The sequence below is a fragment of the Paenibacillus ihbetae genome, assembly GCF_002741055.1.
GTDB classification, from domain to species: Bacteria; Bacillota; Bacilli; order Paenibacillales; family Paenibacillaceae; genus Paenibacillus_AQ; species Paenibacillus_AQ ihbetae.
Map to the genome: position 1 here is coordinate 1226199 of NZ_CP016809.1, position 23673 is coordinate 1249871.

24 protein-coding genes and 2 tRNA genes are annotated in these 23673 nt (G+C 54.2%); 3 read left to right on the forward strand and 23 right to left on the reverse strand.

Going from position 1 to position 23673, the window contains the following annotated elements; translation table 11 throughout:
- Nucleotides 1-74: 74 nt before the first annotated feature.
- A complete protein-coding gene (locus BBD41_RS05680) occupies nucleotides 75-1283 on the forward strand; it encodes an MFS transporter (protein ID WP_077565091.1) in 1209 nt (402 codons plus the stop codon).
- Nucleotides 1284-1417: 134 nt separating this feature from the next.
- Here BBD41_RS05680 and BBD41_RS05685 read toward each other — a convergent pair whose 3' ends face one another.
- Nucleotides 1418-1606 (reverse strand): hypothetical protein, encoded by a 189-nt coding sequence (locus BBD41_RS05685; RefSeq protein WP_077565089.1) that lies wholly within the window; start codon nucleotides 1604-1606, stop codon nucleotides 1418-1420.
- 307 nt (nucleotides 1607-1913) lie between these two features.
- Here BBD41_RS05685 and BBD41_RS05690 point away from each other — a divergent pair, with 307 nt between their 5' ends.
- Nucleotides 1914-2141, forward strand: coding sequence for a hypothetical protein (locus tag BBD41_RS05690; protein ID WP_099476960.1), 228 nt, complete (start codon nucleotides 1914-1916; stop codon nucleotides 2139-2141).
- Between the two features lie 173 nt (nucleotides 2142-2314).
- Here the strand turns inward: BBD41_RS05690 and BBD41_RS05695 are convergent.
- The 22 genes from BBD41_RS05695 to lspA form a co-directional block, all read right to left on the reverse strand.
- Nucleotides 2315-2388: transfer RNA gene (locus BBD41_RS05695), tRNA-Ile, on the reverse strand.
- A gap of 54 nt (nucleotides 2389-2442) precedes the next feature.
- A tRNA-Met gene (locus tag BBD41_RS05700) sits at nucleotides 2443-2519 on the reverse strand.
- A gap of 82 nt (nucleotides 2520-2601) precedes the next feature.
- Nucleotides 2602-2766, reverse strand: a complete 165-nt coding sequence (locus BBD41_RS29960; RefSeq protein WP_167392959.1) for a hypothetical protein — start codon at nucleotides 2764-2766, stop codon at nucleotides 2602-2604.
- A 189-nt stretch (nucleotides 2767-2955) separates the two neighbouring features.
- Nucleotides 2956-3231 (reverse strand): WXG100 family type VII secretion target, encoded by a 276-nt coding sequence (locus BBD41_RS05705; protein WP_099476962.1) that lies wholly within the window; start codon nucleotides 3229-3231, stop codon nucleotides 2956-2958.
- Between the two features lie 52 nt (nucleotides 3232-3283).
- Nucleotides 3284-3547 (reverse strand): DUF4176 domain-containing protein, encoded by a 264-nt coding sequence (locus BBD41_RS05710; RefSeq protein ID WP_099476964.1) that lies wholly within the window; start codon nucleotides 3545-3547, stop codon nucleotides 3284-3286.
- Nucleotides 3544-4308, reverse strand: a complete 765-nt coding sequence (locus BBD41_RS05715) for a hypothetical protein (RefSeq protein ID WP_077565082.1) — start codon at nucleotides 4306-4308, stop codon at nucleotides 3544-3546. The genes BBD41_RS05710 and BBD41_RS05715 overlap by 4 nt, the downstream gene beginning before the upstream one ends.
- Nucleotides 4309-4329: 21 nt before the next feature.
- Nucleotides 4330-5403 (reverse strand): WXG100 family type VII secretion target, encoded by a 1074-nt coding sequence (locus BBD41_RS05720; RefSeq protein ID WP_099476966.1) that lies wholly within the window; start codon nucleotides 5401-5403, stop codon nucleotides 4330-4332.
- Between the two features lie 25 nt (nucleotides 5404-5428).
- Nucleotides 5429-6211: a hypothetical protein gene (locus BBD41_RS05725; protein ID WP_099476968.1), complete on the reverse strand. Its 783-nt coding sequence runs from the start codon at nucleotides 6209-6211 to the stop codon at nucleotides 5429-5431.
- Between the two features lie 223 nt (nucleotides 6212-6434).
- Nucleotides 6435-7016 carry a TetR/AcrR family transcriptional regulator gene (locus BBD41_RS05730; protein WP_099476970.1) on the reverse strand — a complete coding sequence of 194 codons (582 nt, stop codon included), beginning with the start codon at nucleotides 7014-7016 and terminating at the stop codon, nucleotides 6435-6437.
- 97 nt (nucleotides 7017-7113) lie between these two features.
- The gene (locus BBD41_RS05735) at nucleotides 7114-7938 is read right to left on the reverse strand and encodes an alpha/beta fold hydrolase (protein WP_237087018.1); all 825 of its coding nucleotides are present in this window, start codon (nucleotides 7936-7938) and stop codon (nucleotides 7114-7116) included.
- A gap of 305 nt (nucleotides 7939-8243) precedes the next feature.
- Nucleotides 8244-8885, reverse strand: a complete 642-nt coding sequence (gene pyrE, locus BBD41_RS05740) for an orotate phosphoribosyltransferase (protein WP_099476972.1) — start codon at nucleotides 8883-8885, stop codon at nucleotides 8244-8246.
- A complete protein-coding gene (pyrF, locus tag BBD41_RS05745; protein WP_099476973.1) occupies nucleotides 8882-9619 on the reverse strand; it encodes an orotidine-5'-phosphate decarboxylase in 738 nt (245 codons plus the stop codon). The genes pyrE and pyrF overlap by 4 nt, the downstream gene beginning before the upstream one ends.
- An 18-nt stretch (nucleotides 9620-9637) precedes the next feature.
- Nucleotides 9638-12844: a carbamoyl-phosphate synthase large subunit gene (gene carB / locus BBD41_RS05750; protein WP_099476975.1), complete on the reverse strand. Its 3207-nt coding sequence runs from the start codon at nucleotides 12842-12844 to the stop codon at nucleotides 9638-9640.
- 1 nt (nucleotide 12845) lies between these two features.
- Nucleotides 12846-13982, reverse strand: coding sequence for a glutamine-hydrolyzing carbamoyl-phosphate synthase small subunit (gene carA / locus BBD41_RS05755; protein WP_077565071.1), 1137 nt, complete (start codon nucleotides 13980-13982; stop codon nucleotides 12846-12848).
- Between the two features lie 60 nt (nucleotides 13983-14042).
- Nucleotides 14043-15341 (reverse strand): dihydroorotase, encoded by a 1299-nt coding sequence (locus BBD41_RS05760; RefSeq protein ID WP_099476976.1) that lies wholly within the window; start codon nucleotides 15339-15341, stop codon nucleotides 14043-14045.
- Nucleotides 15342-15464: 123 nt separating this feature from the next.
- Entirely contained in the window at nucleotides 15465-16379 is a 915-nt protein-coding gene (locus BBD41_RS05765; protein WP_167392960.1) for an aspartate carbamoyltransferase catalytic subunit, read from the reverse strand.
- Nucleotide 16380: 1 nt separating this feature from the next.
- Nucleotides 16381-16971 carry a bifunctional pyr operon transcriptional regulator/uracil phosphoribosyltransferase PyrR gene (gene pyrR, locus BBD41_RS05770; RefSeq protein ID WP_269467206.1) on the reverse strand — a complete coding sequence of 197 codons (591 nt, stop codon included), beginning with the start codon at nucleotides 16969-16971 and terminating at the stop codon, nucleotides 16381-16383.
- A gap of 305 nt (nucleotides 16972-17276) precedes the next feature.
- The gene (locus BBD41_RS05775; RefSeq protein WP_077565066.1) at nucleotides 17277-18530 is read right to left on the reverse strand and encodes an LL-diaminopimelate aminotransferase; all 1254 of its coding nucleotides are present in this window, start codon (nucleotides 18528-18530) and stop codon (nucleotides 17277-17279) included.
- Between the two features lie 127 nt (nucleotides 18531-18657).
- Nucleotides 18658-20622, reverse strand: a complete 1965-nt coding sequence (abc-f, locus tag BBD41_RS05780; RefSeq protein ID WP_099476980.1) for a ribosomal protection-like ABC-F family protein — start codon at nucleotides 20620-20622, stop codon at nucleotides 18658-18660.
- Between the two features lie 152 nt (nucleotides 20623-20774).
- Nucleotides 20775-20927, reverse strand: coding sequence for an RAxF-45 family protein (locus BBD41_RS29965; protein WP_167392961.1), 153 nt, complete (start codon nucleotides 20925-20927; stop codon nucleotides 20775-20777).
- A gap of 242 nt (nucleotides 20928-21169) precedes the next feature.
- A complete protein-coding gene (locus BBD41_RS05785) occupies nucleotides 21170-22138 on the reverse strand; it encodes an RluA family pseudouridine synthase (RefSeq protein ID WP_099476981.1) in 969 nt (322 codons plus the stop codon).
- The gene (gene lspA, locus BBD41_RS05790) at nucleotides 22138-22638 is read right to left on the reverse strand and encodes a signal peptidase II (protein WP_099476983.1); all 501 of its coding nucleotides are present in this window, start codon (nucleotides 22636-22638) and stop codon (nucleotides 22138-22140) included. The genes BBD41_RS05785 and lspA overlap by 1 nt, the downstream gene beginning before the upstream one ends.
- A gap of 220 nt (nucleotides 22639-22858) precedes the next feature.
- On the opposite strand from lspA, the gene BBD41_RS05795 reads away from it, so the two are divergent.
- Nucleotides 22859-23599: a TraR/DksA C4-type zinc finger protein gene (locus BBD41_RS05795; protein WP_077565060.1), complete on the forward strand. Its 741-nt coding sequence runs from the start codon at nucleotides 22859-22861 to the stop codon at nucleotides 23597-23599.
- Nucleotides 23600-23673: the final 74 nt, after the last annotated feature.

The window sequence follows — 23673 nt, forward strand, 5'->3', positions numbered from 1 at the left end:
ACCGAACAGTCAGTATATGATATGGAACCATTTTATGCACACTTGAATTTTCAACTTTTGGAGGAATTGTCATCATGTCGTTGTTACTTCGTAATAATGGAGCCATTCTGCTCCTTATGTTCAACATCTTTCTTGTTTTTACCGGCATCGGGCTTGTCATCCCGATCATGCCGACCTACATGTCGGAGCTGCACATCAGCGGAGGCACGGTAGGCATGCTCGTCGCCGCCTTCTCGCTCACCCAGCTGCTGTTCTCACCGCTTGCCGGAAGGCTGTCGGACAATATGGGCCGCAAAAGAATCATTATCGCCGGGATGCTCGTGTTCGCGGTTTCGGAATGGCTGTTCGGGGTCGCAAGTTCGCCTGTATTGCTATTCGCTTCCAGAATGCTGGGGGGAATTGGGGCAGCGCTGATTATGCCTGCCGTTATGGCTTACACCGCCGATGTGACATCGAAAGAAGAACGAGCCAAGGGGATGGGCTTCATCAACGCTGCCATTACGACCGGGTTCATCATCGGTCCCGGCATCGGCGGCTTTATTGCCGAATTCGGTATTCGCGTACCGTTCTATGCCGCTGCCGTTGCAGGCGCGGTTGCCGCCTTGATCACTTTGCTGATGCTGCCGGAGTCGGCCGCTCAGAAGCAGGTACAAGCCTCACCTGGGCAAAAACAGCCTAGCCTGGCGGTCCAGTTGGCCCGCTCCTATCGGGAGCCGTATTTCCTGAGTCTCATCATCGTATTCGTACTGTCTTTCGGTCTTGCCAACTACGAAACGGTATTCGGACTGTTCGTCGACCATAAGTTCGGCTTCACGCCGACGGATATCGCCATGATCATCACATTCGGATCGATCTCCGGAGCCGTTGTCCAAGCGACCATCTTCGGCTGGATTCTGAACCGGTTCGGCGAAAAGAGAGTGATTACGATCAGTCTGATTACGGCTGGAATTTGCATCCTGCTTACGCTGTTCGTGCACAAGTACTGGCTCATCTTCCTGGTAACGTTCCTTGTCTTCCTGTCCATCGATATTTTGCGTCCGGCCATCGGTACGCAGATGTCGAAGCTGGCCGGCGACCAGCAAGGTTATGTGGCCGGTCTGAACTCGGCCTACACCAGTCTTGGCAACATTGCAGGACCGCTCGTCGCAGGTTATTTGTTCGATCTTGATATTAATTATCCGTATATTTCGGCATCGATTGTCCTCATTCTATGCTTCATTCTTGCCATGAGAGCCGGAAGAGCCTGGACGGCGACGGAAAACGCAGTTCCGGAACGGGGATGACCAAATCCAGCTTCCTGTCGGGAGCTTGGCGACACAAGCAAATAACGTCAAAAATATAGCAAGCTGCCGAGGACCGATCCTCAGGCAGCTTGCTTTTTTTTGCAACGATATGGACTATTCGGCAACCGAGCTACCTAAAAATAAAATAATACAAACAAGGCCAGGCCTGCGACAACCGCAAACACAAGCGCCATACCGAACTCAAATCGTTTCTGCTCCTTAAAGGCCTTGACGGCCTTCCTTATCTCGAACACCAGCACAACCGCCAGGAATGCCGCCAATACCGGCAGTCCCCACGACTGATTAAGCAGCCATTCTGACACGCCTGATCCCCCGTCCCGTTCAATGTATGATTTTCCATTTTCCCTTATAAAATGTAACTTAAGCTGTCCACAATTTCAAATGGGGGAATCTAAGACTCCCCCTCCAGGCTTCGTTATGGTTAATACGCAGCACCAGGAACAACCGTTTCATGGGGACGCAGGGTTTTCGATTCATAAACGTCCCGCCGTCATGAAATCACCGCACAGAACCTTCCAAATCATGGTATAATTCACATAAAAGATTGCGTGTGTCTCGTTTTTCCATGATGCAGGCCATAGACTGAACTTTTATATAGAGGGGTGAACCATGTCCGTCATCACGATGGTGGTGTTTGCTGTCTTTTTTATCGTTCGTGGCTGGTTATGCATATGCCGTCCCGCCTGGAGCACGATGTATAAAGCATGGGAGCTGAAGCATGGCCGCTCGCAAACAGGGGCTGAGCATATGATCCTAAGAACGAAAAGGATGGGCTGGCTGTATCTCATTGCGGGCAGCGGCATTTTGGCCAGCGTAATAATCCTGGTTGTTTGTTAATTACGGACTAACCTATCCTATTTATAATAGAATCTTGTCATCTTAAAGCTTGCTGGTTCTAAGTCTATCTCCCACCCACCTGATCAGATTCTGCCAAGGCCGACACGTCGGTCCATGAACGTTATCTCTGCAAAAAAGAAAAAGATCCTTGCTCGGCAAGGATCTTTCATGAGTGGGCCCTACAGGACTCGAACCTGTGACCAATCGGTTATGAGCCGACCGCTCTAACCAACTGAGCTAAGGGCCCTGATTAATCATGTACACGTATTCATAAGGACGTCATACATCGAAGGTTATAAATTGGTTGCGGGGGCAGGATTTGAACCTGCGGCCTTCGGGTTATGAGCCCGACGAGCTACCGGACTGCTCCACCCCGCGACAATGCTGTCATAAACAGCGACAAGAATAAATATACACTATTTCACTGGCGCTCGTCAAGTATGTTTTGGTGGAATTTTCATTAAGGGAGGAAGCGGACCCCATAGCGGCCTTTTCTCGATCGGTAGACTTCAACGATCCGGGGGTCATTATAGCCGAACAGCCATGCATCCTGCTCCAGCCGCTTGGCAAAGCAGCCGGCCTGAAATTTGCTCGTGTAGAGCTTTCCATAATATACCCAGTTCATCTACAATTGCTCCTTTGCCCAAGATCATCTAGACAAAGTATATTATGTCCAGTTGTCCTGTAAAAAACCATTGTACCGCCGAAAGCGGGGGCACATGCAATAACCATCATCCCATTAACCGCTGCACATGCGACACGCAAGCGGTTATTTAGATGACGGCTGCAATTCAGGCCGTTTCGTTCGTTTACATTACCGCTGACCGTCAGCTTCGGCAAACCGGGCTGCTATGCTCATCAGCTCCTGCTCCACGGACTGCATCAACGCTATAAAATTCATCAGCTCCGCCTTCGTTTCCTCCGCCTCCGTCCGAAAGCGCTGCTGGGATACGCCTTCCCATTCGGCGTTCAGCGTTTCGATGATTTGCGACAGGCGCGCCACCAGTTCGCCGCCGTATTCGCTCCCGCTGCGGATATCGGCAGCCGCGCGGCGCAGCTCCTCCGGAGAAACATCAATCCGTCCTGACATGAAGGAACCCACCTCCTCATTCATTCTGGCAATCGTTGCTGCAAATCTGGGCTTAAGCTTCAGCCAATACTTCTTGGAAATTTTCTTCCTCCTCATCCGTGTATCCGGTAAATATCACTTCCGCAATGTCCTCGTGATTGAACACATAGGAAAACTCCGGGCTGATATACCCTTCCGGATACGGACAGGCCAAATAGTCGTACAGGATCGGCTCATCGAGGGCCAGAATTTGCTTGCGTCCATAAATGACAAGCTTCTTCTCGCCTTCCTTTAAAATGACGATAGAGCCGTTCGGAAGCAGCGTCTGCTCCTTCATCTCGATCCCCTCCTTTTTTTGCGGGTTCGCTGGGCCTGTTGCTGCCCGGTTCCGCCGTTCATCCTTGTCAAATGCGCCGCCGTTCGCTGCTCTTTCGGCAGGCCCAGCACAGGGTAATGGGCTTTCAGCTTATCCATATGCTGCCGGATAAAGAGATAGCGGTGGATAAAGACGACCGCCATATAGATGCCGAGGACCAGCAGCACCGTGAAGGCGGCCATTCCCATCACAAAGCTGCCGATATCCCCGATCACAGCGACTGCTATATAGTAAGCTGCATAGCCGATGCCCGCACACAGCAAAGCCGCTTTCCCCGCCTTGCCGGCTCCGCCCTTTCGTTCCATCGATTGGTAAGCGCCTTTCTGAAGGGCCCTGAAGTGCAGCATATAGAACACGCCGAACAGCAGCGCCATAACCCCCAGGGAACTTGCGCCGTAACCGATGCCGGTCAGTCCGGCCAAATCGTACATCATTTTAAGGACCGCAATTTGACAGGTAAATGCCAGCGCCAACCCGAAGACGCCCATGAAAAGCACAAACGCGACCTCCGACCGGTAAGGATTGCTCCCGATGCCGATTCCCCATAGGAGCATCAGGACCCAGATCGCACAAGCCGCATAGAAGTACGGCGACATCATCGGCGACGCCAGTGTGACGAGAGCCGGAATTAGCAGAATGAACAGAAAGCATACGACGCCCCCTCGAATCTGCTCCGCCGGAATGAGCCGAAAATGAAACCGTTCCTCCTCTGTAATGTTCATCGCCCCATCCACTCCCCCTTGTTATTTGAACCAGCCGGCAATCGTTGAACCGATCTTCTCCGCCCCCATCTTCAAGCCTTCAGTCACGGTATCCTTCTTCCCGTCGCCGTCAAAATCCGCGAATTTAATGCCATCCATGACGTAGGATGCCCCGACCGATACGCCAAAGCCGATGGCCGCGCCGGCCAGTGTTCCGATCGGACCGCCGACCGCCGTCCCGATCAATGCGCCGGCCTTCGCTCCCGCCGCTGCCGAAGCAACCACTGTACCGACCCCGACGCCGATATCAACGGCCGCATCCCCTGCAATTTTGGCGCCGCTCTTATTTTCGCGAATATTGGTGGCCAGATTGCCGACCGTCTGCATGGCAATGCCTGCATAGCCCAGCTTTCCGCCCTTCCAGCTGAGCGAGTCCTTTACCGCAGCACTGGCAAGCACGTACTTTGGTATACGGGGATGATTCCGCCAATTGTATTCCGCATATGATTTTTTACGGATATTCGCAAGCATCCCGTTCGTGACGTTGGCACGCAGGTTCCCCCTGCGGTCCCGCTCCAGCCACACGCCGAAGCCTTTGCGGTACATATCCCAATATTTATACATCGTCCCCGACGCCGTCGCCGTTCCGAACAGGACGCCGGCTGCCGCAATCGGATTGCTGGACCATTGATCGGCCCCGCCGCCGAATGGGGCCAGCGCATTGAATTCGACGCCGGCTGCCGTGACGGGAGGAGCATTTTTATTGCTGCCTCCTTGGGCCAAGCTGGTCTGCAGCAGCAGATGCGGGCTTACATGCGCAACCGCCTGTTTGCCGAAAGCGAGCTGATTCCCCAGCGTTTGATCCGTCTGCGAGAAATCTCCCGCTTTTTTTACGAGCTGGCTCCCGTTTTGTTCCAGCCGGCTGACTACTGCTTGGCATGCTGCCCGGCACTGTGACAGCCGCTGCTCTACTTGGGCACGGTGCTTGGTTTCCCAAGCCATGCTCTGAATGCGATGCTGCATCCGTTCCTGAAGCTGCTGAACTTCTCGGGCGATGCCGGATACCGCTGCTCCTTGCTGGTTTAAAAATTCAGGCACTACACGTATTTTCGTCATATCGGACAATCCTCCATGGAAAATATCATTTTACTCGTTCAATGACCGAGCCCAGCTCCCGAATGATTTCTGCAGCAGAGACGCCGCGAAGCTGATCCCGATTCCCTTCGCCGCGGACAAGCCAGTGGGACTCCCGCCCTCTCAGCAGCCGAATCCCTTCAATCCGCCAGTCCCGACCCTTGCGGTAATACACCGTAAAGGAAGCGTAGCGCTCAGGCGCTTGGACCGCTTGAGCCAGCTCGGACGCAACGGCTTCCGGGCAGCCGTTTGCCAGCAGGTGCTCCTTCGGATCCGTGTCCATGCGCTCCCTGCTCATCCACTGCTCCAGCCAGCGGCCGGGAAGTGTCAGCTGCCCCGTATTCCGGTTAACGCGCTGCGCCGGCTCCATATACGACATCACCTTCATCCATGCGGTTGAAGGGCTGCCCAGTTGATCCAGCAGGTATATACGTTCTCCGCCCTCTTCTGCAATCTCCGCTTGCACGACGAGCGAGGAGCTGAAATATAAAAACCGTTCCCGCCAAACGCCTCCGGCTTCCATCGCCTTGATATGAATCGTGAATAACGTCCGGCTGCATAATTCTATGTATTCAAGCAGTTCTCTTGCAAGAACCGGCTCGCCTTGATCCGTATGGATCCAGCCCTTGGCCTGCAAAGCCTGCTCCACCCGGGCAATCTCAAACGGCATTTCCTCCGACAGCGTCCCTCGAAAAGGATCCTCAAGCCCGATGACAGCCTCTGCGCGGGCAATGCCGGTCAATATAAAAAACTCCTTGCCGGTAAGCTTGATCCTGCTCTGGGTGTCCAAAGCCTCACATCCTCCTTTCTGCTTAGGCATCGGGCCAAGGAACGACCGGATGCGGCATCAGTAATATTATAGGGTAGGACGATTCATAGCCTCTACCAAATTCCGGAACTAAATTTATAGGAACATATACCCAAATCGGGCAGTATTCAAACGTTTCTTTTCCCCAGCCATACAAAAAAAACATTCCGGTGAAGAGATCCTCTCCGGAATGTTCTTCGCATATTCACTCTTCGGGCGGTTCCTCTCTTTGAATGATACCGTAATACAGTATTGTCATCAGCTGCTCGCTGACCGCGTTCAAGCTCCCAAGACTTGCATACCACTCCGTTCGGGCGGAGAACTCCTTAATGAAGGCCAAAAAGGCTGCAAGCACCTGCGGCGAAATATCCTTCCGGAACTGCCCCAGCTGCTGGCCTTTAAAGATCAGCCTTTCAAACTCCGGCACAACATGCTTGTCATTAAACTGCTTCAGCTTCTTCATTTGATCCGGGAATTTGGCCAGGTCGGTGACAAACTTCTGCGAGGCAATCTTCCGGAATTTCTCCTGATCCTTATACAAGCTTGTCAATGCCTCAAGCGGGTCCTTCGCCTGCTCCATCACGCCGCGGTATAATGTCATCATTTCCTCAATCAGCCGGTCCACGACGTGATTCAGAAGCCCCTCTTTGCTGCGGTAATAGTTATAGAGGGTCATTTTGGACACCGGAACGGCTTCGGCAATTTGCTCCATGCTCGTCTGCATAATACCCTGCTCTAAAAATAACCGCTTCCCCGCCTCCAGCACGGCTTCTTTCTTCGCCTTCATCAAGTTGGGTATCCTCCTCTTTCGTTATGCGCCCATAAGATTCCCTGTGCCTATCGCCTTGCGACGACCACTGCGGACCCGGCCCCTCCTGCTTCGCTTACCGCGGATTCGCCCGGATCAAGTTGACATCTGAGGAGACGCCCCCCGTCTTAATCCAGCCGTCAACGGTATGGTTAAACAGCTCGGGACTGGCAAGCGGTATGCCGTGCCCGACGCCCGGAAACACGATGCCGGCAGCAGCGCTGCAGCACGTTACCAGATCCTCCGCCGATTTTCTCATGATTCCCCGCTCCTTCTCCCCGACCGTTACCAGCAGCTTCGCATGCGATTCCGCAATCTTCGGCGAGAGCGAATAGGACATATTCTCCGTTAGCACGGAAACGAGCAGCTCCCGGTTCATCTGAAGCGATTCGGCGTAATACTGCTCGAAATCGTCCTCGCCAACGTACAGCGTGCCGGCCTGCAGCTTGGAAAACCATTTTCTCCTCATTAATGGGAAACTGAGACGAACCGACGGTGCGATCATCCGAAGAGCTGCCGGCATCGGACGCAGCAGCGCACTGTTTACGACGGCATAATGGATAAGATCAGGATTCCGGCACAGCATGTCCACAAGGATCTGCGCACCTAATGAAAAGCCGACAACAACAACCTCCCTGCCGTCCGCCTTTTCCGAAATAAGCTCACATAACTGTTCAACGGTTCCTTGTATGGTAAAAGAGCCATGCTCTACGGGGCTCCGGCCATGGCCGGGCAAATCGGGGACCAAACACCAGCTGTCCTTAAAAAAGGATACCTGTTTGTTCCACATCCAACCGCTTACGCCGCCCCCATGCAGGAACACCATCATCCGCGAAGCGTCTTCATTGCCGCTTTCCTTGACGTACAGCTTCAGACTCCCCACCTCCATATCCGTATCCACACCCACACTCCCACTCTCACTCTCACCCTCACCCTCACCCTCACCCTCACCCGCTTAAATTATACCCTTTACATTAATTATAGTATAAATTATTTAGGTTAATAAAAAATATTTCCACTTTCTTATACTATTTTGAGTTTAAAAGTCTAATTTCGTTCTGTGGATCTCTAAATACCGCCTCGGTTTCAATCAATGCGGGGAAATGGTTTGGAAAGGCACTGTATGGCCCTAAGCAAAAAAGAGGCTGTCCCAAGTCTATTGAACCTGGAACAGCCTCTAAGTTTAGTAGGCATCTATGAATGCATTTATACTCCGAAGGACGACGGATTCGCTCTCCAGGATTTGAGAAGCTCCACATCCTCCTGTAGGATCCGTTTCTCGCTAAGCGCTACGTCAATCAGAGCCGTATAGTTGGATAAGCTCTGCATCGGAATGCCTGCCTCGGCGAAGGCTTGTACCGCTTTATCCAGCTGATAGCTGAAGATCGCCAGCACGGCGAGCGGCTGTGCGCCTGCATCTTTCACCGCTTGCGCGGCTTTAAGCGAGCTGCCGCCGGTGGAGATGAGGTCTTCGATGACAACGACCTTTTGGCCGGGCTTGATCAGGCCTTCGATCAAATTTTCCTTGCCATGGCCTTTCGCTTTGTCGCGAATATAGGACATGGGGAGATTCAGCTTCTGGGATACCCATGCCGCGTGAGGAATGCCTGCCGTTGCGGTTCCCGCGATCGCTTCCGCCTCCGGATACTGCTCCCGGATGATCGCCGCGAATGACTCAGCAATGGTTTCGCGAATCTCTGGATAGGACATCGTCAGCCGGTTGTCGCAATAGATCGGGGATTTAATGCCCGATGTCCAGGTGAACGGCTGGTGCGGACGAAGCGATACCGCCTCGATCTTCAGCAAATAGGATGCGATCTGTTGCGGAATATTCGCGAGTGTACTCATGCTTGAATCATCTCCTCAATAATTTGTTCGGCGGCTTGCCGCGGATCCGAAGCGGCCGTAATCGGACGGCCGACAACCAGATAATGGCTGCCCTTGCGGATCGCCTCTCCCGGTGTCAGCACCCGCTTCTGATCGCCCACATCCGAGCCTGCCGGCCGGATGCCCGGAATCACGGTCTTAAACGCCTTCCCGCAGGCTGCGGCAATGGCCTCCACTTCAAGCGAAGAAGCCACAACGCCGTGAAGTCCGGCTTGGCGGGCAAGCGATGCGTATCGAACGACGGTATCCTCCACCGAACCTGCGATACCGATCTCTTCGTTCATAACCTGGCGGCTCGTGCTCGTTAATTGCGTGACCGCGATAACCGTAGGCATGGCAAGACCCGGGGTGTCCGCCACTGCGGCTTCCGCCCCGGCTATTGCCGCCTGCATCATCGCCAGCCCGCCGCCGGCGTGGACATTGAACATGTCCACGCCAAGCCGGGTAACGCTGTGCGAGCCGCCTTTTACGGTATTCGGAATATCATGCATCTTGACATCCAGGAACACGGAGTACCCTGCTGCCTTCAGCTCTCTTACGAAATCCGGACCTGCAGCATAGAAGAGCTGCATGCCGACTTTCATGTAACATGGAATACCCTCTAACCGGCGCACCAGCTCCATCGCGCGGCCGGCATCCGGAAAATCCAGGGCCACCATCAGGCGGCCCGCCATTTCTTGATAGCTGGCGTTCATCTGTTTCCTCCTCCCGACTTAAACCGGCATCGCTTCAGAGGAGAAGTTGATTGTCTCCAGCATCGTCAGAAGCTCGCGAACCGTATCGAGTGAGGTCATGCATACTACGCCGTTCTCAACGGCTTCCCGGCGAATCCGGAATCCGTCACGCTCTGGCGTCTTGCCTTTTGTCAGTGTGTTGAAGACGAAGTTCGCTTCGCCCGTCCGGATCATGTCAAGGATGTTCGGATTGCCTTCGGACAGCTTATTGATGGTCGTCACATCAAGTCCGGCATCCTTCAGTGCGGCTGCCGTACCCCCGGTAGCCACAATCTTGTATCCGAGCTTATGGAAGCCCTTGAGCAGATCTACCGCTTCGGCCTTATCCTTGTCTGCAATCGTTGCAATGATTGCGCCGGTGGACGGAATCTTCATTCCGGCTCCGATCAAGCCTTTGTACAGCGCTTTGGCATACTTCACGTCACGGCCCATCACCTCGCCGGTCGACTTCATCTCCGGACCGAGCGTAGGTTCAACCCGGCGCAGCTTCGCGAAGGAGAAGACCGGTACCTTGACGGATACATGCTCGCTCTCCGGCCACATGCCTTCCTCGTAGCCAAGATCCTTCAGCTTGCCGCCCAGGATGGCCTGGGTAGCGAGGTTGGCCATCGGAATGCCGGTGACCTTGCTCAGGAATGGCACTGTTCTTGAAGAGCGCGGGTTCACTTCGATGACGTACACTTCGTTCTTATAGATAACGAACTGGATGTTCACCAATCCGCGGGTTTTTAATTCTTTAGCGATTTTGATCGTAATTTCGGCAATCTTGTCCTTCAGCTCCTGCGTCAGATATTGCGGCGGGTACACCGCGATCGAATCGCCGGAGTGAACGCCTGCGCGCTCCACATGCTCCATGATTCCCGGAATGAGTACCGTATCGCCGTCGCAGATCGCGTCCACTTCGACTTCCTTGCCCAGCATGTAGCGGTCGATCAGAACCGGATGCTCCGGATTGATCTTCACGGCCTGCTCCATGTAGCTCAGCAGCTCGCTGTCGGAGTAGACGATCTCCATCGCACGTCCCCCTAGTACATACGACGGGCGCACCAGAACCGGATATCCGAGGGATTGGGCGGTTCCTACAGCTTCATCCACCGACGTCACCGTGCTGCCTTTCGGCTGGGCAATGTTGAGTCTGGACAGCAGCGCCTCGAATTTTTTGCGGTCCTCGGCCTCATCGATGCTCTCTAGGCTTGTGCCGAGAATTTTCACGCCGGCTTTCGCGAGCGGTGCAGCCAGGTTAATGGCCGTTTGTCCGCCGAACTGCACGATTACGCCGACCGGCTTCTCCTGCTCAATGACATTCATGACATCCTCGAAGAAGAGCGGCTCGAAGTAGAGACGGTCGGACGTGTTGAAGTCCGTGGATACCGTTTCCGGGTTGTTGTTGATAATGACGGCTTCATAACCCGCCTTCTGGATCGCCCAGACGGCGTGCACCGTGGAGTAGTCAAACTCGATGCCCTGGCCGATCCGGATCGGTCCGGAGCCCAGAACGACAATCTTCTCTTTGGAGGATTCGATCACTTCGTTCTCCGTCTCGTAGGTCGAGTAATAGTACGGTGTCGATGCTTCAAACTCGGCTGCGCAGGTGTCAACCATTTTGTATACCGGACGCAGCCCGTGCTCACGGCGCAGGAAGCGGATCGATTCCTCGGTCGTATGCGTGCTCGCCTTGCCTTCGGCGCGGAGCTCCGCAATCGCGCGGTCCGTGAAGCCGAGACGCTTCGCTTCGTACAAGGTTTCGTAGGTCAGCGCAGCTTCCTGGCGGATATGGTCTTCGTATTGGATCAAGCGCTCGATTTTGTCCAGGAACCACCAATCAACATGGGTCAGATCCTGAATTTCCTGCAGCCCGTAGCCGCGGCGGAACGCTTCGGCGATCAGGAAGATGCGTTCATCATCGGCCTTCACGAGACGCTGCTTCAGGACCTCGTCGCTCAGCTCGTCCGCACCCTTCAGGTAAAGACGGTGAACGCCGATCTCAAGCGAGCGGACCGCTTTATGAATCGACTCTTCGAAGGTACGGCCGATTGCCATCACTTCACCCGTTGCTTTCATCTGCGTTCCGAGCTTCCGGTTTGCTTGCGTGAATTTATCGAACGGCCAGCGCGGGATTTTGCTGACGATGTAGTCCAGCGTCGGCTCGAAGCAGGCATAGGTTTGTCCCGTTACCGGATTGACGATTTCATCCAGCGTATAACCCATGGCAATCTTGGCCGCCATCTTCGCGATCGGATAACCGGTCGCTTTCGAAGCGAGCGCCGAGGAACGGCTGACCCGCGGGTTAACCTCGATGACATAGTACTGGTAGCTGTTCGGGTCAAGCGCGAACTGTACGTTACATCCGCCTTCAATATTCAGGGCGCGGATGATTTTAAGCGAAGCGGATCTGAGCATTTGATACTCGCGATCGGACAGCGTTTGGCTCGGCGCCACAACGATGCTGTCTCCCGTATGAACGCCGACCGGATCGAAGTTCTCCATGTTGCAGACCACGATGCAGTTATCGTTCGCGTCGCGCATAACCTCATACTCCACTTCCTTCATGCCGGCGATGCTCTTCTCGATCAGACACTGGCTGATCGGGCTGTACCGAAGTCCGGAGCTAACTGTTTCCCGCAGCTCCTCCTCGTTCGCGCAAATGCCGCCGCCCGTGCCGCCCAGCGTATAAGCCGGACGTACGATGACCGGGTATCCGATCTCGTCGGCAAATGCCAGCGCTTCTTCCAGTGTCGTAACGATCGTGCTTTCCGGCACGGGCTGCTCAAGCTCGCGCATCAGCTCGCGGAACAGATCGCGGTCCTCCGCTTTCTCGATCGATTCCAGCTGCGTTCCGAGCAGCTTCACGTTCTCCTGTTCCAAAATACCGGCGCGTGCAAGCTCCACCGCCATGTTAAGGCCGGTCTGGCCGCCCAGCGTTGGCAGAAGGCCGTCCGGACGTTCTTGGCGAATGATTTGGGTTACAAAATCCAGCGTAATCGGTTCGATATATACTTTATCCGCCATGTTGGTATCCGTCATGATCGTGGCCGGGTTGCTGTTAATCAGCACAACCTCGATGCCCTCTTCCTTCAACGCCTGGCAGGCTTGCGTGCCGGCATAGTCGAATTCTGCGGCCTGACCGATTACGATCGGACCGGAGCCGATGACGAGTATTTTTTTCAAGGATTCATTTTTTGGCATATTAGCGAGCTCCTTTCACGGCTGCGGCCAGAACCGCCTGGCGCGGTTTCCGGACTTCATTCTGCTTGTGCTCTCGAATCATTTCAAGGAACTGATCGAATAAGTAGCTGCTGTCGTGAGGACCAGGTGCAGCTTCCGGGTGATATTGTACGGAGAAAGCCGGGAATTTCTTATGCTTCAGGCCTTCGATCGTCTTGTCGTTATTGTTGATGTGGGTCACTTCGAGCTCCGTGTTCTTGACGGATTCCTCATTGACCGTGTAGCCATGGTTCTGGGACGTGATGTAGCAGCGGCCGCTGGCAAGATCCTTTACCGGGTGGTTGCCGCCGCGATGGCCGAACTTCAGCTTCTCGGTATCGGCTCCGGCAGCCAGCGCGAACAGCTGGTGACCCAGGCAAATCCCGAAGATCGGATATTCGCCGAGCAGCTCTTTCACCATGTTCACCGCGTAAGGCACGTCTTTCGGGTCCCCGGGACCGTTGGACAGCTGAATGCCGTCCGGATGCAGTCTGCGGATCTCATCGGCTGTCGTGTCATGAGGGACCACGATCACATCGCAGCCGCGGGAGGTCAGCTCGCGCAGGATCCCGCTTTTTGCCCCGAAATCTACCAGGACGATCCGCTCCTTGGAGCCCGGACTCGAGAACATTTGCGGCGTGGATGTTCTGGCAACTTGATTCCGCAGCTCGTCAATCGTGGTCAGGCCGAGCATTTCCTTAAGCTCTTCCACCGGTTTGCTCGACGTGGTCAGAATCCCTTTCATCGTACCGTGGTGGCGGATAATCCGGGTAAGCATCCGGGTGTCGATGTCGCTGATCCCCGGAATGCCGTATTCCTTAAGCAAAGAATCAACGCTGTACTCTGCACGCCAGTTGCTGGGAACAGGCTCATGTCGGCGAACGACGAATCCGTGCACGAACGGACGAATGGATTCAAAGTCATCCCGCGTTATGCCGTAGTTTCCGATCAGTGGGTACGTCATCGTTACGATCTGTCCGCAGTACGAAGGATCGCTCAGCACCTCCTGATATCCTGTAATTCCTGTATTGAACACGACCTCTCCGGTCATTTCAGCATCCGCGCCGAAGGATTTCCCGACGAACAGCGTTCCATCCTCCAGTAACAATCTTGCCTGCATCCCAAATCACTCCTGTCATCTATGTGTAATATATTGTATAGGTGAATTGCCTAAGTGTTACTAAAACCCGCCTTGTTCGGACCATTTGATTTCGCCGTCGACCCACGTCATCACCGGCCAGCCCTTCAGCTTCCATCCGGCAAACGGGGTATTGCGGCCTTTCGTCGCAAACGTTTCGGGGTCCACTTCCTTCTCCGCGTTCAGATCGATCATGGTCAGATCAGCAGCGGCGCCGGCCTTCAGCACTCCGCTGTCCAGTCCGAACACGCGAGCCGGGTCGCTGGTCATCCGGCGTACCAGCAGCGACAGATCCCATTTTCCCGTTGCGACGAACTTCGTGTAGAGCAGCGGGAAGGCTGTCTCGAATCCGACGATGCCAAACGGGGCCAGCTCCATCCCCTTCGCTTTCTCCTCGGCGCTGTGCGGTGCATGATCAGTTACGATCATGTCCAGCGTTCCATCCAGCAGCCCTTCGATGCAGGCCTCTACATCGCGCGGGGAGCGCAGCGGGGGGTTCATTTTCCAGTTCGCGTCAAGCCCCGGAATATCTTCATCCGAGAGCACCAGATGGTGCGGGCAGACCTCGGCTGTTACGGAAATGCCGATCTCTTTCGCCTGGCGGATCAGTCTGACCGACTGCTCCGTGCTCACATGGCACACATGGTAGTGCACACCCGTAGCTTCCGTCAGCAAAATGTCGCGGCCGACGTGAATCGCTTCCGATTCGTTCGGGATTCCCTTCAAACCGTGACGCTCCGCGAACTTTCCTTCGGTTACGCAAGCGCCTTTCACCAGCGAGTCATCCTCGCAGTGGGCGATGACCGGCATGCCGAGCGCCTTGGCCTTTCTCATCGCATCCTTCATCATTTGCGCATTCTGTACGCCGACGCCGTCATCCGTAAATCCAATGGCCCCGGCTTCCTTCAAGGCTTCGAAATCCGTCAGCTCGCGTCCAAGCTCGTTCTTCGTGATGGCCGCGTATGGCAGCACCTTCGCCAGATTCGCTTCGCGCGCTTTATCGAGGATCAGCTTCACCGTCTCCGGCGTATCGGTTACCGGTCTTGTATTCGGCATGCAGGCGATCGTCGTGAATCCGCCCTTAACCGCCGAGCGGCTGCCGGTTTCGATCGTTTCCTTATGCTCGTAGCCCGGCTCTCTTAAGTGCACATGCATATCGATGAATCCCGGCGTGACCAGCTTGCCCTCCGCATCGATGATTTGTGCGCGGTCATCTTGCGGCAGGTCCTCCAGCTTACTGACCACCGCTTCGATCAACCCGCCTGCAATGACGATATGTTTAAGTTCCAGCTGCCCCTGCTCATTGATCACATTTGCATTTTTAATGACTTGCATCTGCATCTTAAGATTCCCCTCCGAAAGCGAAGCTTCGATTCGCTTCTTTGTATATTGTATAATAAAAATTCATATTTGTGTATATTTATTAATATCGATTCATTTGAGTTCCTTCTTATGACGCTATCTTTACCCTTTCATCGCACGTTCCATGACCGCCATCCGGATCGGAACTCCGTTGGACATCTGCTTGAAAATCATCGATTTCGGGCTTTCCACCACCGCATCGTCGATCTCCACATTCCGGTTGACCGGTGCCGGGTGCATGATCACCGTATGGCTGGCCAGCTGCGAGGCACGCTCTTCCGTCAGACCGTATTGCTCCCGGTATTCGCTGCTTGACTTGAACAGCCCTTCATTGTGACGCTCCAGCTGAACTCTGAGCATCATGACCACATCGGCCTTCAGCGCCTTTTCCATCGAAACGTAAGGCGCATACTGCGCAAGCTCCGGAGCCTGCATCGATTCCGGTGCGCAGAACTGTACGTTCGCGCCGAATTTTTGCAGAGCCCATAAATCGGAGCGGGCCACCCGGCTGTGCTTGATGTCACCGATGATCGATACGGTCAGCCCTCTGAGCTCCCCGAAACATTTTCGCATCGTATACAGGTCCAGCAGCGCCTGCGTCGGATGCTCGTTGTTCCCGTCGCCGGCATTCACGAGCGGGATCGAGACCCGCTCGGCCAGCTCCTGCAGAACGCCTGCAGGCTTCAGCCGGATCACGCCCGCGTCAACGCCCATCGACTCCAGCGTTCGTACCGTGTCGTAGATGGATTCACCTTTCTCGACGCTCGAAGCAGCCGCCGCGAAGTTCATAACCTCGGCTCCGAGACGCTTTTCGGCCATTTCGAAGGAAAATCTCGTTCTCGTGCTGTTTTCGAAGAACATATTCACTGCAAATTTCGATTGGAGAACCGGAATCACCTTGTCCGTTTGCGCTTCCCAGTAAGCTGCACGGTCCAGGATCGATGCGATCTCGTCCCGGCTGATATCCTTTAATCCCAGCAGGCTGCGTTCTTTCAAAGAAATGGCCGTTGTCATCATATTATCGTTCCTCTCTGTGGCTGATGGTCACTTCGTCCTTGCCGTCGATTTCGGTCAGCGACACCGTAATTTCCTCCTGCTTGGAGGTCGGAACATTCTTGCCGATATAATCCGGTCTTATCGGCAGCTCGCGATGTCCGCGGTCTGCCAGCACCGCCAGCTGGATCATTCTCGGACGACCGCAATCCATCAAGGCGTCCATTGCCGCCCGGATCGTCCGTCCGGTGTACAGCACATCGTCAAACAGGATTACTTTCTTGTCGTGAATGTCCAGATGCGCCAGGCTTTGCTTGGCCCCTTCGCCTGCGCCTCCAGCTGCTCCCTTGCTGTCACGGTCATCCCGGTAAGAGGTAACGTCGATCTCCCCCCAAGGAATCGGGGTGCCTTCGATGTCGTTCATGCGCTCAGCGATTCGCTGCGCCAGGAAGACCCCGCGTGTTCGGATGCCAACCAGCACGCAATCCTCAATTCCTTTGTTCTTTTCCAATATTTCATGGGCAATTCTTGTCAGCGCACGGCGGATGGCCGTCTCGTCCATAATGACATGCTGTTCACTGCTCATCCTTGTTTCCTCCTTATCACGTTCTTGGATTAGCCCCTCTTCAGTGGGTTAGACCTTAACCATCTGTGGAAATTGACCAGATTCATACACAACAAAAAAACTCCTTGCCCGCTGGGCAAGGAGTTGATCTCACAGAGATAGGCAGGCAGCAGCAACCGTCCGCAGACAGAGCTATGCCTCCACAATAATGAACCTCGGTTCACGTTACCTTGCCAGCCTCACGGGACTGATTTAAAGGTGCTATTCGATTGATCCCATTATGACAGACCCAGTAAGAGTTGTCAACTGTAATCAAGTCGAACGCTGTCATGAACCAAACCTAAAAATTTTACCAATTAGAATTCAAACTCAACGTCGCTGAGCCTTCTGCGAATCTCAGAGATGACGCGCCGTTCTTCCTCTTCCCCGTTCGCAATAAAGGTTACGGAAAACCGAACGAAATGGCCGGCATCATCCCAGGGTACGGTTGAAATCAGCTTCTCGCGGATCAAATACTGGGAGAAGTCCTCGCCGGATTCAAAACGTCGTCCGCCTTTAATGCCTTTAGGAGCTTCAACATATAGGAAGAAGGATCCCTTCGGCTTCTCGGCCGTAAAACCGAGCTCATTCAGCATCTCCACCAGCATATCGTGGCGGCGGGAATACTTCTCCGCAATCTTCTCCGTAATCTGCGGATTGTCCAGGCCGTAAGCGGCAGCCTTCTGGATTGCGATGAACTGTCCGGAGTCGTTGTTGTCTTTTACGTCGCCGAACGCTTTGACGACAAGCGGGTTCCCGGCAACAAAGCCGATGCGCCAGCCGGTCATGTTATAGGATTTGGACAGGGAATGCAGTTCCACGCCGACATCCTTCGCCCCAGGGACGGACAAGAAGCTGAGCGGCTTCAAGCCATCGAAGGTCAGCGCAGCATACGGAGCATCATGCACAACAACGACGCCGTATTTGCGGGCCCACTCAACGACCTCGGCGAAAAATTCATAGGTTGCGCTTGCTCCCGTCGGATTATTCGGGTAATTCAGATACAGCAGCTTCGCCCGGCGTGCGATATTTTCCGGTATGGAGCTGAGGTCCGGCAGGAAATCATTCTCCTTCTTCAGCTCTACATTATATACTTCGCCGCCCAAATATTTAGTATGCGTACCGAGCACAGGGTATCCCGGAACGGTCATAATCGTGACGTCGCCGGGATTGATAAAGCATGACGGCAGCATGGCAAGCGCCGGCTTGGAGCCGATGGAATGCAGCACCTCTGTGGCCGGGTCAATCCCTTGCACACCGAACACGTTTTTCAAATAGCGGACAGCGGCTTCCTTAAACTCGGCAATTCCGTTATCGGCATAACCGCGATTTTCCGGCTTAGCCGCTTCTTCGGCCAGCTTCGCAACGATCCCGGCGTCAGCCATCTCGTCCGGTTCGCCGACGCCCATATCGATCAGCTCCGTATCGGGATGCTCCAGCTTGGCGGCAGCTTTGGCTCTTTTGATCTTCTCGAATTTATAAATGGCTGTGTCTTTTCCGTAGTTCGCACCGCCGATTCGGTCGGCAAAGTTCTGTTGAATGTACGTTTCCTGATATTTATCGATACTCATCGTTTGTACTCATCTCCTGCTCTTACAATCCAATTTTTAATTTAAATATGCCGCAAATGGACTGCTGGAGCCATGTATTTTATATCAGATGATTTGTACTTTTTCTAGTTGGGAGAATCCGTCAATCTCACGAGAGCTCAAGCCATTCTGCCAGCAAACTGTCATGCTTTGCCGATAAAGCTTCCCGTTCCTTCCAGTGCTCCTGGAGCCGTGCGAAGTCTGCCTCGTTCTCCGGATGAGCTTCTCCTTCAATCGCTTCATCCAGGCGCTGGATCCGCGTTTCGAGCTCTGCGATTTCCTTCTCCAACCGCTTCATCCGGTCCTTAGCAGGCGGCTCTATGATGGAAGCTGCAGATGAAGCTTTTTTTCTATCCCGATCCTCGGCGGACAGCTGCTGAGCCGGCATCATCACCGGATCGGCTGACTCCGTCTTGCCGGTTCTCTCTGCTTTAGCCACAGCAAGCTGTTCCTTCTTGGCACGGAAATCGTCGTAGCTTCCTAAGTAGGCAGTCAGGCGGCCATTATCCAGCTCCCAGATTTTCTCGCCGATCCGATTGACGAAGTACCGGTCGTGGGAGATGGCAAACACGGTGCCCGAGAATTCCTGCAGTGCATCCTCCAGCGCCTCCCGGGATTCGATGTCGAGGTGGTTGGTCGGTTCATCCAAGAGCAGCAAATTCGGCTTTCGATGGATCAGCACAGCCAGCCTCAGCCTCGTCCATTCCCCGCCGGATAACTGGCCCACCGCCTTGAAAACCGCCGGACCGTAGAACAGGAAACGGGCCAGCTTCCCGCGTGCCTCCCCTTCGCCGATCCCGGCATGCTTCCGGAAGTATTCGAGGACGGTTTCCTGCGGGTTCTCCGGCTTCTCTTCCTGGGCGAGATAACCGGCATCCACGCGGGCGCCCCACTGGACGGAGCCCGCGGCAGGCGTGAGTTTGCCGAGCAGCACCTGGAACAGCGTTGTTTTTCCGCTGCCGTTCGCCCCCATGAGCACGATTTTCTCCCCATATTCAAGCAGCCCCGAGACGCCTTGAAGCACAGACTCATCACCATAAGCATGGACAACCTGCTCAAAGCTCACCACCCGACGTCCCGCCCGATCCTCCGGGTTCAGGTCAAAATCGGCCGATCTTCGCTGCAGCACCGGCTGCTTGACCTGCTCCATCCGCTCCAGCGCCTTTCGCATCGAGGCCGCCCGCTTGAAGAACTTCTCGTTTCCGCCGATCCTCCCCCACTCCTCCAGCTGGCGTATCGACTCCTTCATCTTTTTGACGACCTTTTGCTGCTCTTGGTACTGCTCGAACTGCTGGAGCAGCCTTGCCTCCTTAGCTTCCATATAAGCCGTATAGCCGCCGTCGGCCGTAAAGGCCTCCCCGTCCTCCAGCTCTATGGTCCGCGTCGCCACCCGGTCCAAAAAGTACCGATCATGCGAGATGATAATACAGGTGCCGGAATAATCAAGCAAAAATGACTCCAGCCATTCGGTACGCCGCAAATCCAGGTGATTGGTCGGCTCGTCGAGCAGGAGCAAATCCGGCTTCACGATCAGCTGGGAAGCCAGCATCACCCGGGTCTTCTCTCCGCCCGATAAGGCACTGAAAGGAAGGTCATAAACCGACTTGGAAATGTCGAGTCCGGATGCGATCCTGTCAATGCCGGCCTCCATCTCATAGCCGCCCCCGCGTTCGAACTGTTCCTGGAGTACGGCATACCGGCGGAGCAGCCTCTCCAACTCATCGGCATTCCCCGCAGTTACCGGATCGCTCATCCGGGACTCCAGCTCGGCCATCGCCGACCTGCATTCCTTCAAAGGCCGCAAGCCGTAGGACAGTACCTCCCATACCGTCCAATCCTCCGTATCTATCGGAATTTGCTCCAGGTATCCGACCTTTGCATCCTTCTTGATTGCCAATCGCCCTTCACTCGGCTGCTCGATACCGGCTAGAAGCCGCATCAGGGTCGTCTTTCCGCTGCCGTTTCGTCCGATCAGCGCCGTTTTATCGCCTTCGCGTACTTCAAACGATATATGGTCCAGCACCAGATTGGCGCCATGGTAATACGTTAACTGTTGTGCATCAATTATATTCATTCTAGGCTTCCTCCTGTACGGCATGACGATAATCATAAAAGCCCATGCCGAATCCGTATTTTGGAGAAGACCTCGCCCGGAATAAAAAAAGATCCCGCAGAGCAAGCTCCGCGAGACCTTAAGGATTACTAAACAGCCCCATTAATCAGGCTTCATCCGTTCAGGCAGGCAGGTGACTTCTCGATGGTAAATTCCGTATGCTTAAAAATGGACAGACCTCTCCCGTTGTAGGAAAAAGCATGAACAATGCCAGCAATTGCCATAGGCAGCTGGCTAATACGGTCGTTCACCATCTCGATATTCATCCTGCCTCACCTCCTTCATTCAAGTTATCGACAATATACCATATTGCCAAATGAATTCGCAAGTCTGCAGATGGACGGCTGCCGCAAAAGGGCGGTGTAATGATGACTGCTGCACGATGATCAGCGACGACGCTTGCGGGCAACAAGCAGAAGCCTGCACCCGGACCTAGGCAGCGTAGAGTGCCGACATTAGGCCATGTAATCCTTTAGAAGAACGCCAGATATCCTAAAAAAAAGAACCGCTAACGGCTCTTTAAAATCGTCAGCAGTTCTTCCATATCGTCCGGCATAGGTGCCGAGAACTCCAAATATTGTCCGGTGGCTGGGTGGACGAAGCCGAGGACGGCTGCATGCAGCGCTTGTCCGTTCAGCTTGATCCCTTTGCTCTTGCCATATACCGGATCTCCGACAAGGGGATGGCCGATATATTTCATATGCACCCGGATTTGGTGCGTTCTGCCGGTCTCCAGCTTCAGCTCGAGCAGGCTGTAATCGCCGAATCGCTCCACAACGGTAAAGTGCGTCACCGCATGCTTGCTGTTCCGGTCCGTGACCGTATACATTTTGCGATCCTGCGGATCCCGGCCGATCGGCGCATCGATCGTTCCCTGATCGTGGCTGATGCTGCCATGCACCAATGCGAGATAGCGCCGGTTCACGCTATGCTCCTTCAGCTGTGCGGCCAGAGACGCGTGCGCCTTATCATTCTTGGCGGCCATGATCAGCCCTGTGGTGTCCTTATCGATCCGATGGACGATCCCCGGACGGAGTTCGCCGTTAATGCCGGACAAATCCTTGCAGTGGTGCATCAGCGCATTCACCAAAGTCCCGGATACATGGCCGGGGGCCGGATGAACCACCATCCCTCTTGGTTTGTTGACCACGATTACGTCACGGTCTTCAAACGCAATGTCGAGCGGAATATCCTCCGGAACAATTTCGACGACCGATGGGGCTGGTATAGCCAGCGAGATTCGGTCTCCCTGGCTTACCTTGTAATTGGCCTTCACCGGCGAATCGTTTACTAGGACATGCCCATCGGCGATCCACAGCTGGACCTGTGAGCGAGATACATCCTCATCGAGTCCTTCGGTGATATATTTATCAATTCGGGTCTTGGCGGACTCGGCGTCGACGACCCACTCTTGAGTGTCCTGCTCCTGCTCGTCCGAATCCATCACATGATCTGTACGCTGCTCGTCCTGCAACATTACTCATTCCCTTCCGTTCCAGAAACTTCTCTTGATGAATGGAGCTTCTCCCGTCTTCCATCCAGAATGGTGTCCAATATGATCAGGCCAACGCCAATCACGATACAGGAATCGGCAATGTTGAATATCGGGAAGGTGTAGTTGCCGAAATTGAATTGAAGAAAATCGACAACCTCGCCCATCAGCAAACGGTCGATAAAATTCCCCAGCGCACCGCCAAGCACCAGCGCCAGCGCTGTCGGCAGCAATTTGCGGCCTTCCTTCGTCATTTTGCGCAGATACCATACAATACCGGCCACGACAGCAATCGTTACGACGATAAAGAACCACAGCTGGTCTTGTAGAATACCGAATGCGGCTCCCCGATTCCTGCTCGATGTAATCAAGAAAAAATTGCCGATGACCGGGATTTGCTCATGAAGCTCCAGCCTCGAGGCGATCAGAAATTTGGTGCCCTGATCGATAAGAAACATCACCAATGCAATCAAATAATATACCACTCGTTTATGTCACTCCGATCTTTACATCTGTCGGTTCGTCCCCGAGTCGGCAAGCTCCTCGAAGGCCGGACAGTAACTCGTCTTATTGTAGCACAGGGGCTCCGACAACGTCCATTCCTCTCCAATGAGGTGAACATTTTCCGTCAGTAAAACAAACCCGCACAGTGCACTATATAGGTAAGAACAAGAAGGTCAACTTCGGACCGGAGAGGAGCCTAACATGTCGCATCTTACTCAGGAACAACTAAGTACCCTGCAGCAGAAACTGATGGAACGGAAGGCTGAGCTCGAATCACGGATGGTACACAACGACCAGCACGGGCTCGGCGAATCGGAGCGGGATAATACAGGCGAGTTATCCCATATCGACAACCATCCCGGAGACTTGGGTACCGAGGTTTATGAAAGAGGGAAGGATCTTGCGCTCCAAGACAGGGTGGATCTTGAGCTGCAGCGCGTCATTTTCGCGCTTGAAGCCATCCACCACGGGCGATACGGTGTATGCGAGACCTGCGGTCAGCCGATTCCGTATGAACGGCTTGAAGTCCTTCCCGATACCAAATATTGCGTTGAGCATACGCCGAAAACGGAAATTTCCAGAGACCGCCCGGTTGAAGAAGAGGTGCTGGCTCCCGCCTTCGGCAAATCCAGCATGGACGAGCATGAGTATGCGGCCTTCGACGGCGAGGATGCCTGGCAGATCGTTGAGAGCTGGGGGAACTCCAATTCACCTGCTTTAGCGGAACCGAATAATATTGACAGCTATAACGAAATGGATATCGAGCACGAGGATGATTTGGGCGGTTTTGTTGAAGTGTATGAAAACTTCGTGGCCACCAACATCGACGGGTCGGAAGTGTTCATCGTCCGCAGCCCGCAGTACATCGACTACCTGAATCGGGGAGAAGGAAGCTACCTGCTGGATCCTCATGCGGAGTCCGACGACGATTCGCTTATCTAATTTGCTCGTGAGCGGGACCGGCAGCAAGCTTGGGGATCCTCTAGGCTGCCGGCCTCTACATACCTCATACTCAT

What these genes read in the sequence shown, in the direction of transcription:
- pyrE (WP_099476972.1), bottom strand. Translation starts at nt 8,885, where the DNA reads ATGAGTACACTCGCGAATATTCCGCAACAGATCGCATCCTATTTGCTG.
- abc-f (WP_099476980.1), bottom strand. Translation starts at nt 20,622, where the DNA reads ATGAATATAATTGATGCACAACAGTTAACGTATTACCATGGCGCCAAT.
- BBD41_RS05690 (WP_099476960.1), top strand. Translation starts at nt 1,914, where the DNA reads ATGTCCGTCATCACGATGGTGGTGTTTGCTGTCTTTTTTATCGTTCGT.
- BBD41_RS05765 (WP_167392960.1), bottom strand. Translation starts at nt 16,379, where the DNA reads ATGATGACAACGGCCATTTCTTTGAAAGAACGCAGCCTGCTGGGATTA.
- BBD41_RS29960 (WP_167392959.1), bottom strand. Translation starts at nt 2,766, where the DNA reads ATGAACTGGGTATATTATGGAAAGCTCTACACGAGCAAATTTCAGGCC.
- BBD41_RS05760 (WP_099476976.1), bottom strand. Translation starts at nt 15,341, where the DNA reads ATGCAGATGCAAGTCATTAAAAATGCAAATGTGATCAATGAGCAGGGG.
- BBD41_RS05795 (WP_077565060.1), top strand. Translation starts at nt 22,859, where the DNA reads ATGTCGCATCTTACTCAGGAACAACTAAGTACCCTGCAGCAGAAACTG.
- BBD41_RS05775 (WP_077565066.1), bottom strand. Translation starts at nt 18,530, where the DNA reads ATGAGTATCGATAAATATCAGGAAACGTACATTCAACAGAACTTTGCC.
- BBD41_RS05680 (WP_077565091.1), top strand. Translation starts at nt 75, where the DNA reads ATGTCGTTGTTACTTCGTAATAATGGAGCCATTCTGCTCCTTATGTTC.
- BBD41_RS05720 (WP_099476966.1), bottom strand. Translation starts at nt 5,403, where the DNA reads ATGACGAAAATACGTGTAGTGCCTGAATTTTTAAACCAGCAAGGAGCA.
- BBD41_RS05730 (WP_099476970.1), bottom strand. Translation starts at nt 7,016, where the DNA reads ATGAAGGCGAAGAAAGAAGCCGTGCTGGAGGCGGGGAAGCGGTTATTT.
- BBD41_RS29965 (WP_167392961.1), bottom strand. Translation starts at nt 20,927, where the DNA reads ATGAATATCGAGATGGTGAACGACCGTATTAGCCAGCTGCCTATGGCA.
- BBD41_RS05785 (WP_099476981.1), bottom strand. Translation starts at nt 22,138, where the DNA reads ATGTTGCAGGACGAGCAGCGTACAGATCATGTGATGGATTCGGACGAG.
- BBD41_RS05710 (WP_099476964.1), bottom strand. Translation starts at nt 3,547, where the DNA reads ATGAAGGAGCAGACGCTGCTTCCGAACGGCTCTATCGTCATTTTAAAG.
- carB (WP_099476975.1), bottom strand. Translation starts at nt 12,844, where the DNA reads ATGCCAAAAAATGAATCCTTGAAAAAAATACTCGTCATCGGCTCCGGT.
- carA (WP_077565071.1), bottom strand. Translation starts at nt 13,982, where the DNA reads ATGCAGGCAAGATTGTTACTGGAGGATGGAACGCTGTTCGTCGGGAAA.
- BBD41_RS05705 (WP_099476962.1), bottom strand. Translation starts at nt 3,231, where the DNA reads ATGTCAGGACGGATTGATGTTTCTCCGGAGGAGCTGCGCCGCGCGGCT.
- BBD41_RS05715 (WP_077565082.1), bottom strand. Translation starts at nt 4,308, where the DNA reads ATGAACATTACAGAGGAGGAACGGTTTCATTTTCGGCTCATTCCGGCG.
- pyrF (WP_099476973.1), bottom strand. Translation starts at nt 9,619, where the DNA reads ATGAACGCCAGCTATCAAGAAATGGCGGGCCGCCTGATGGTGGCCCTG.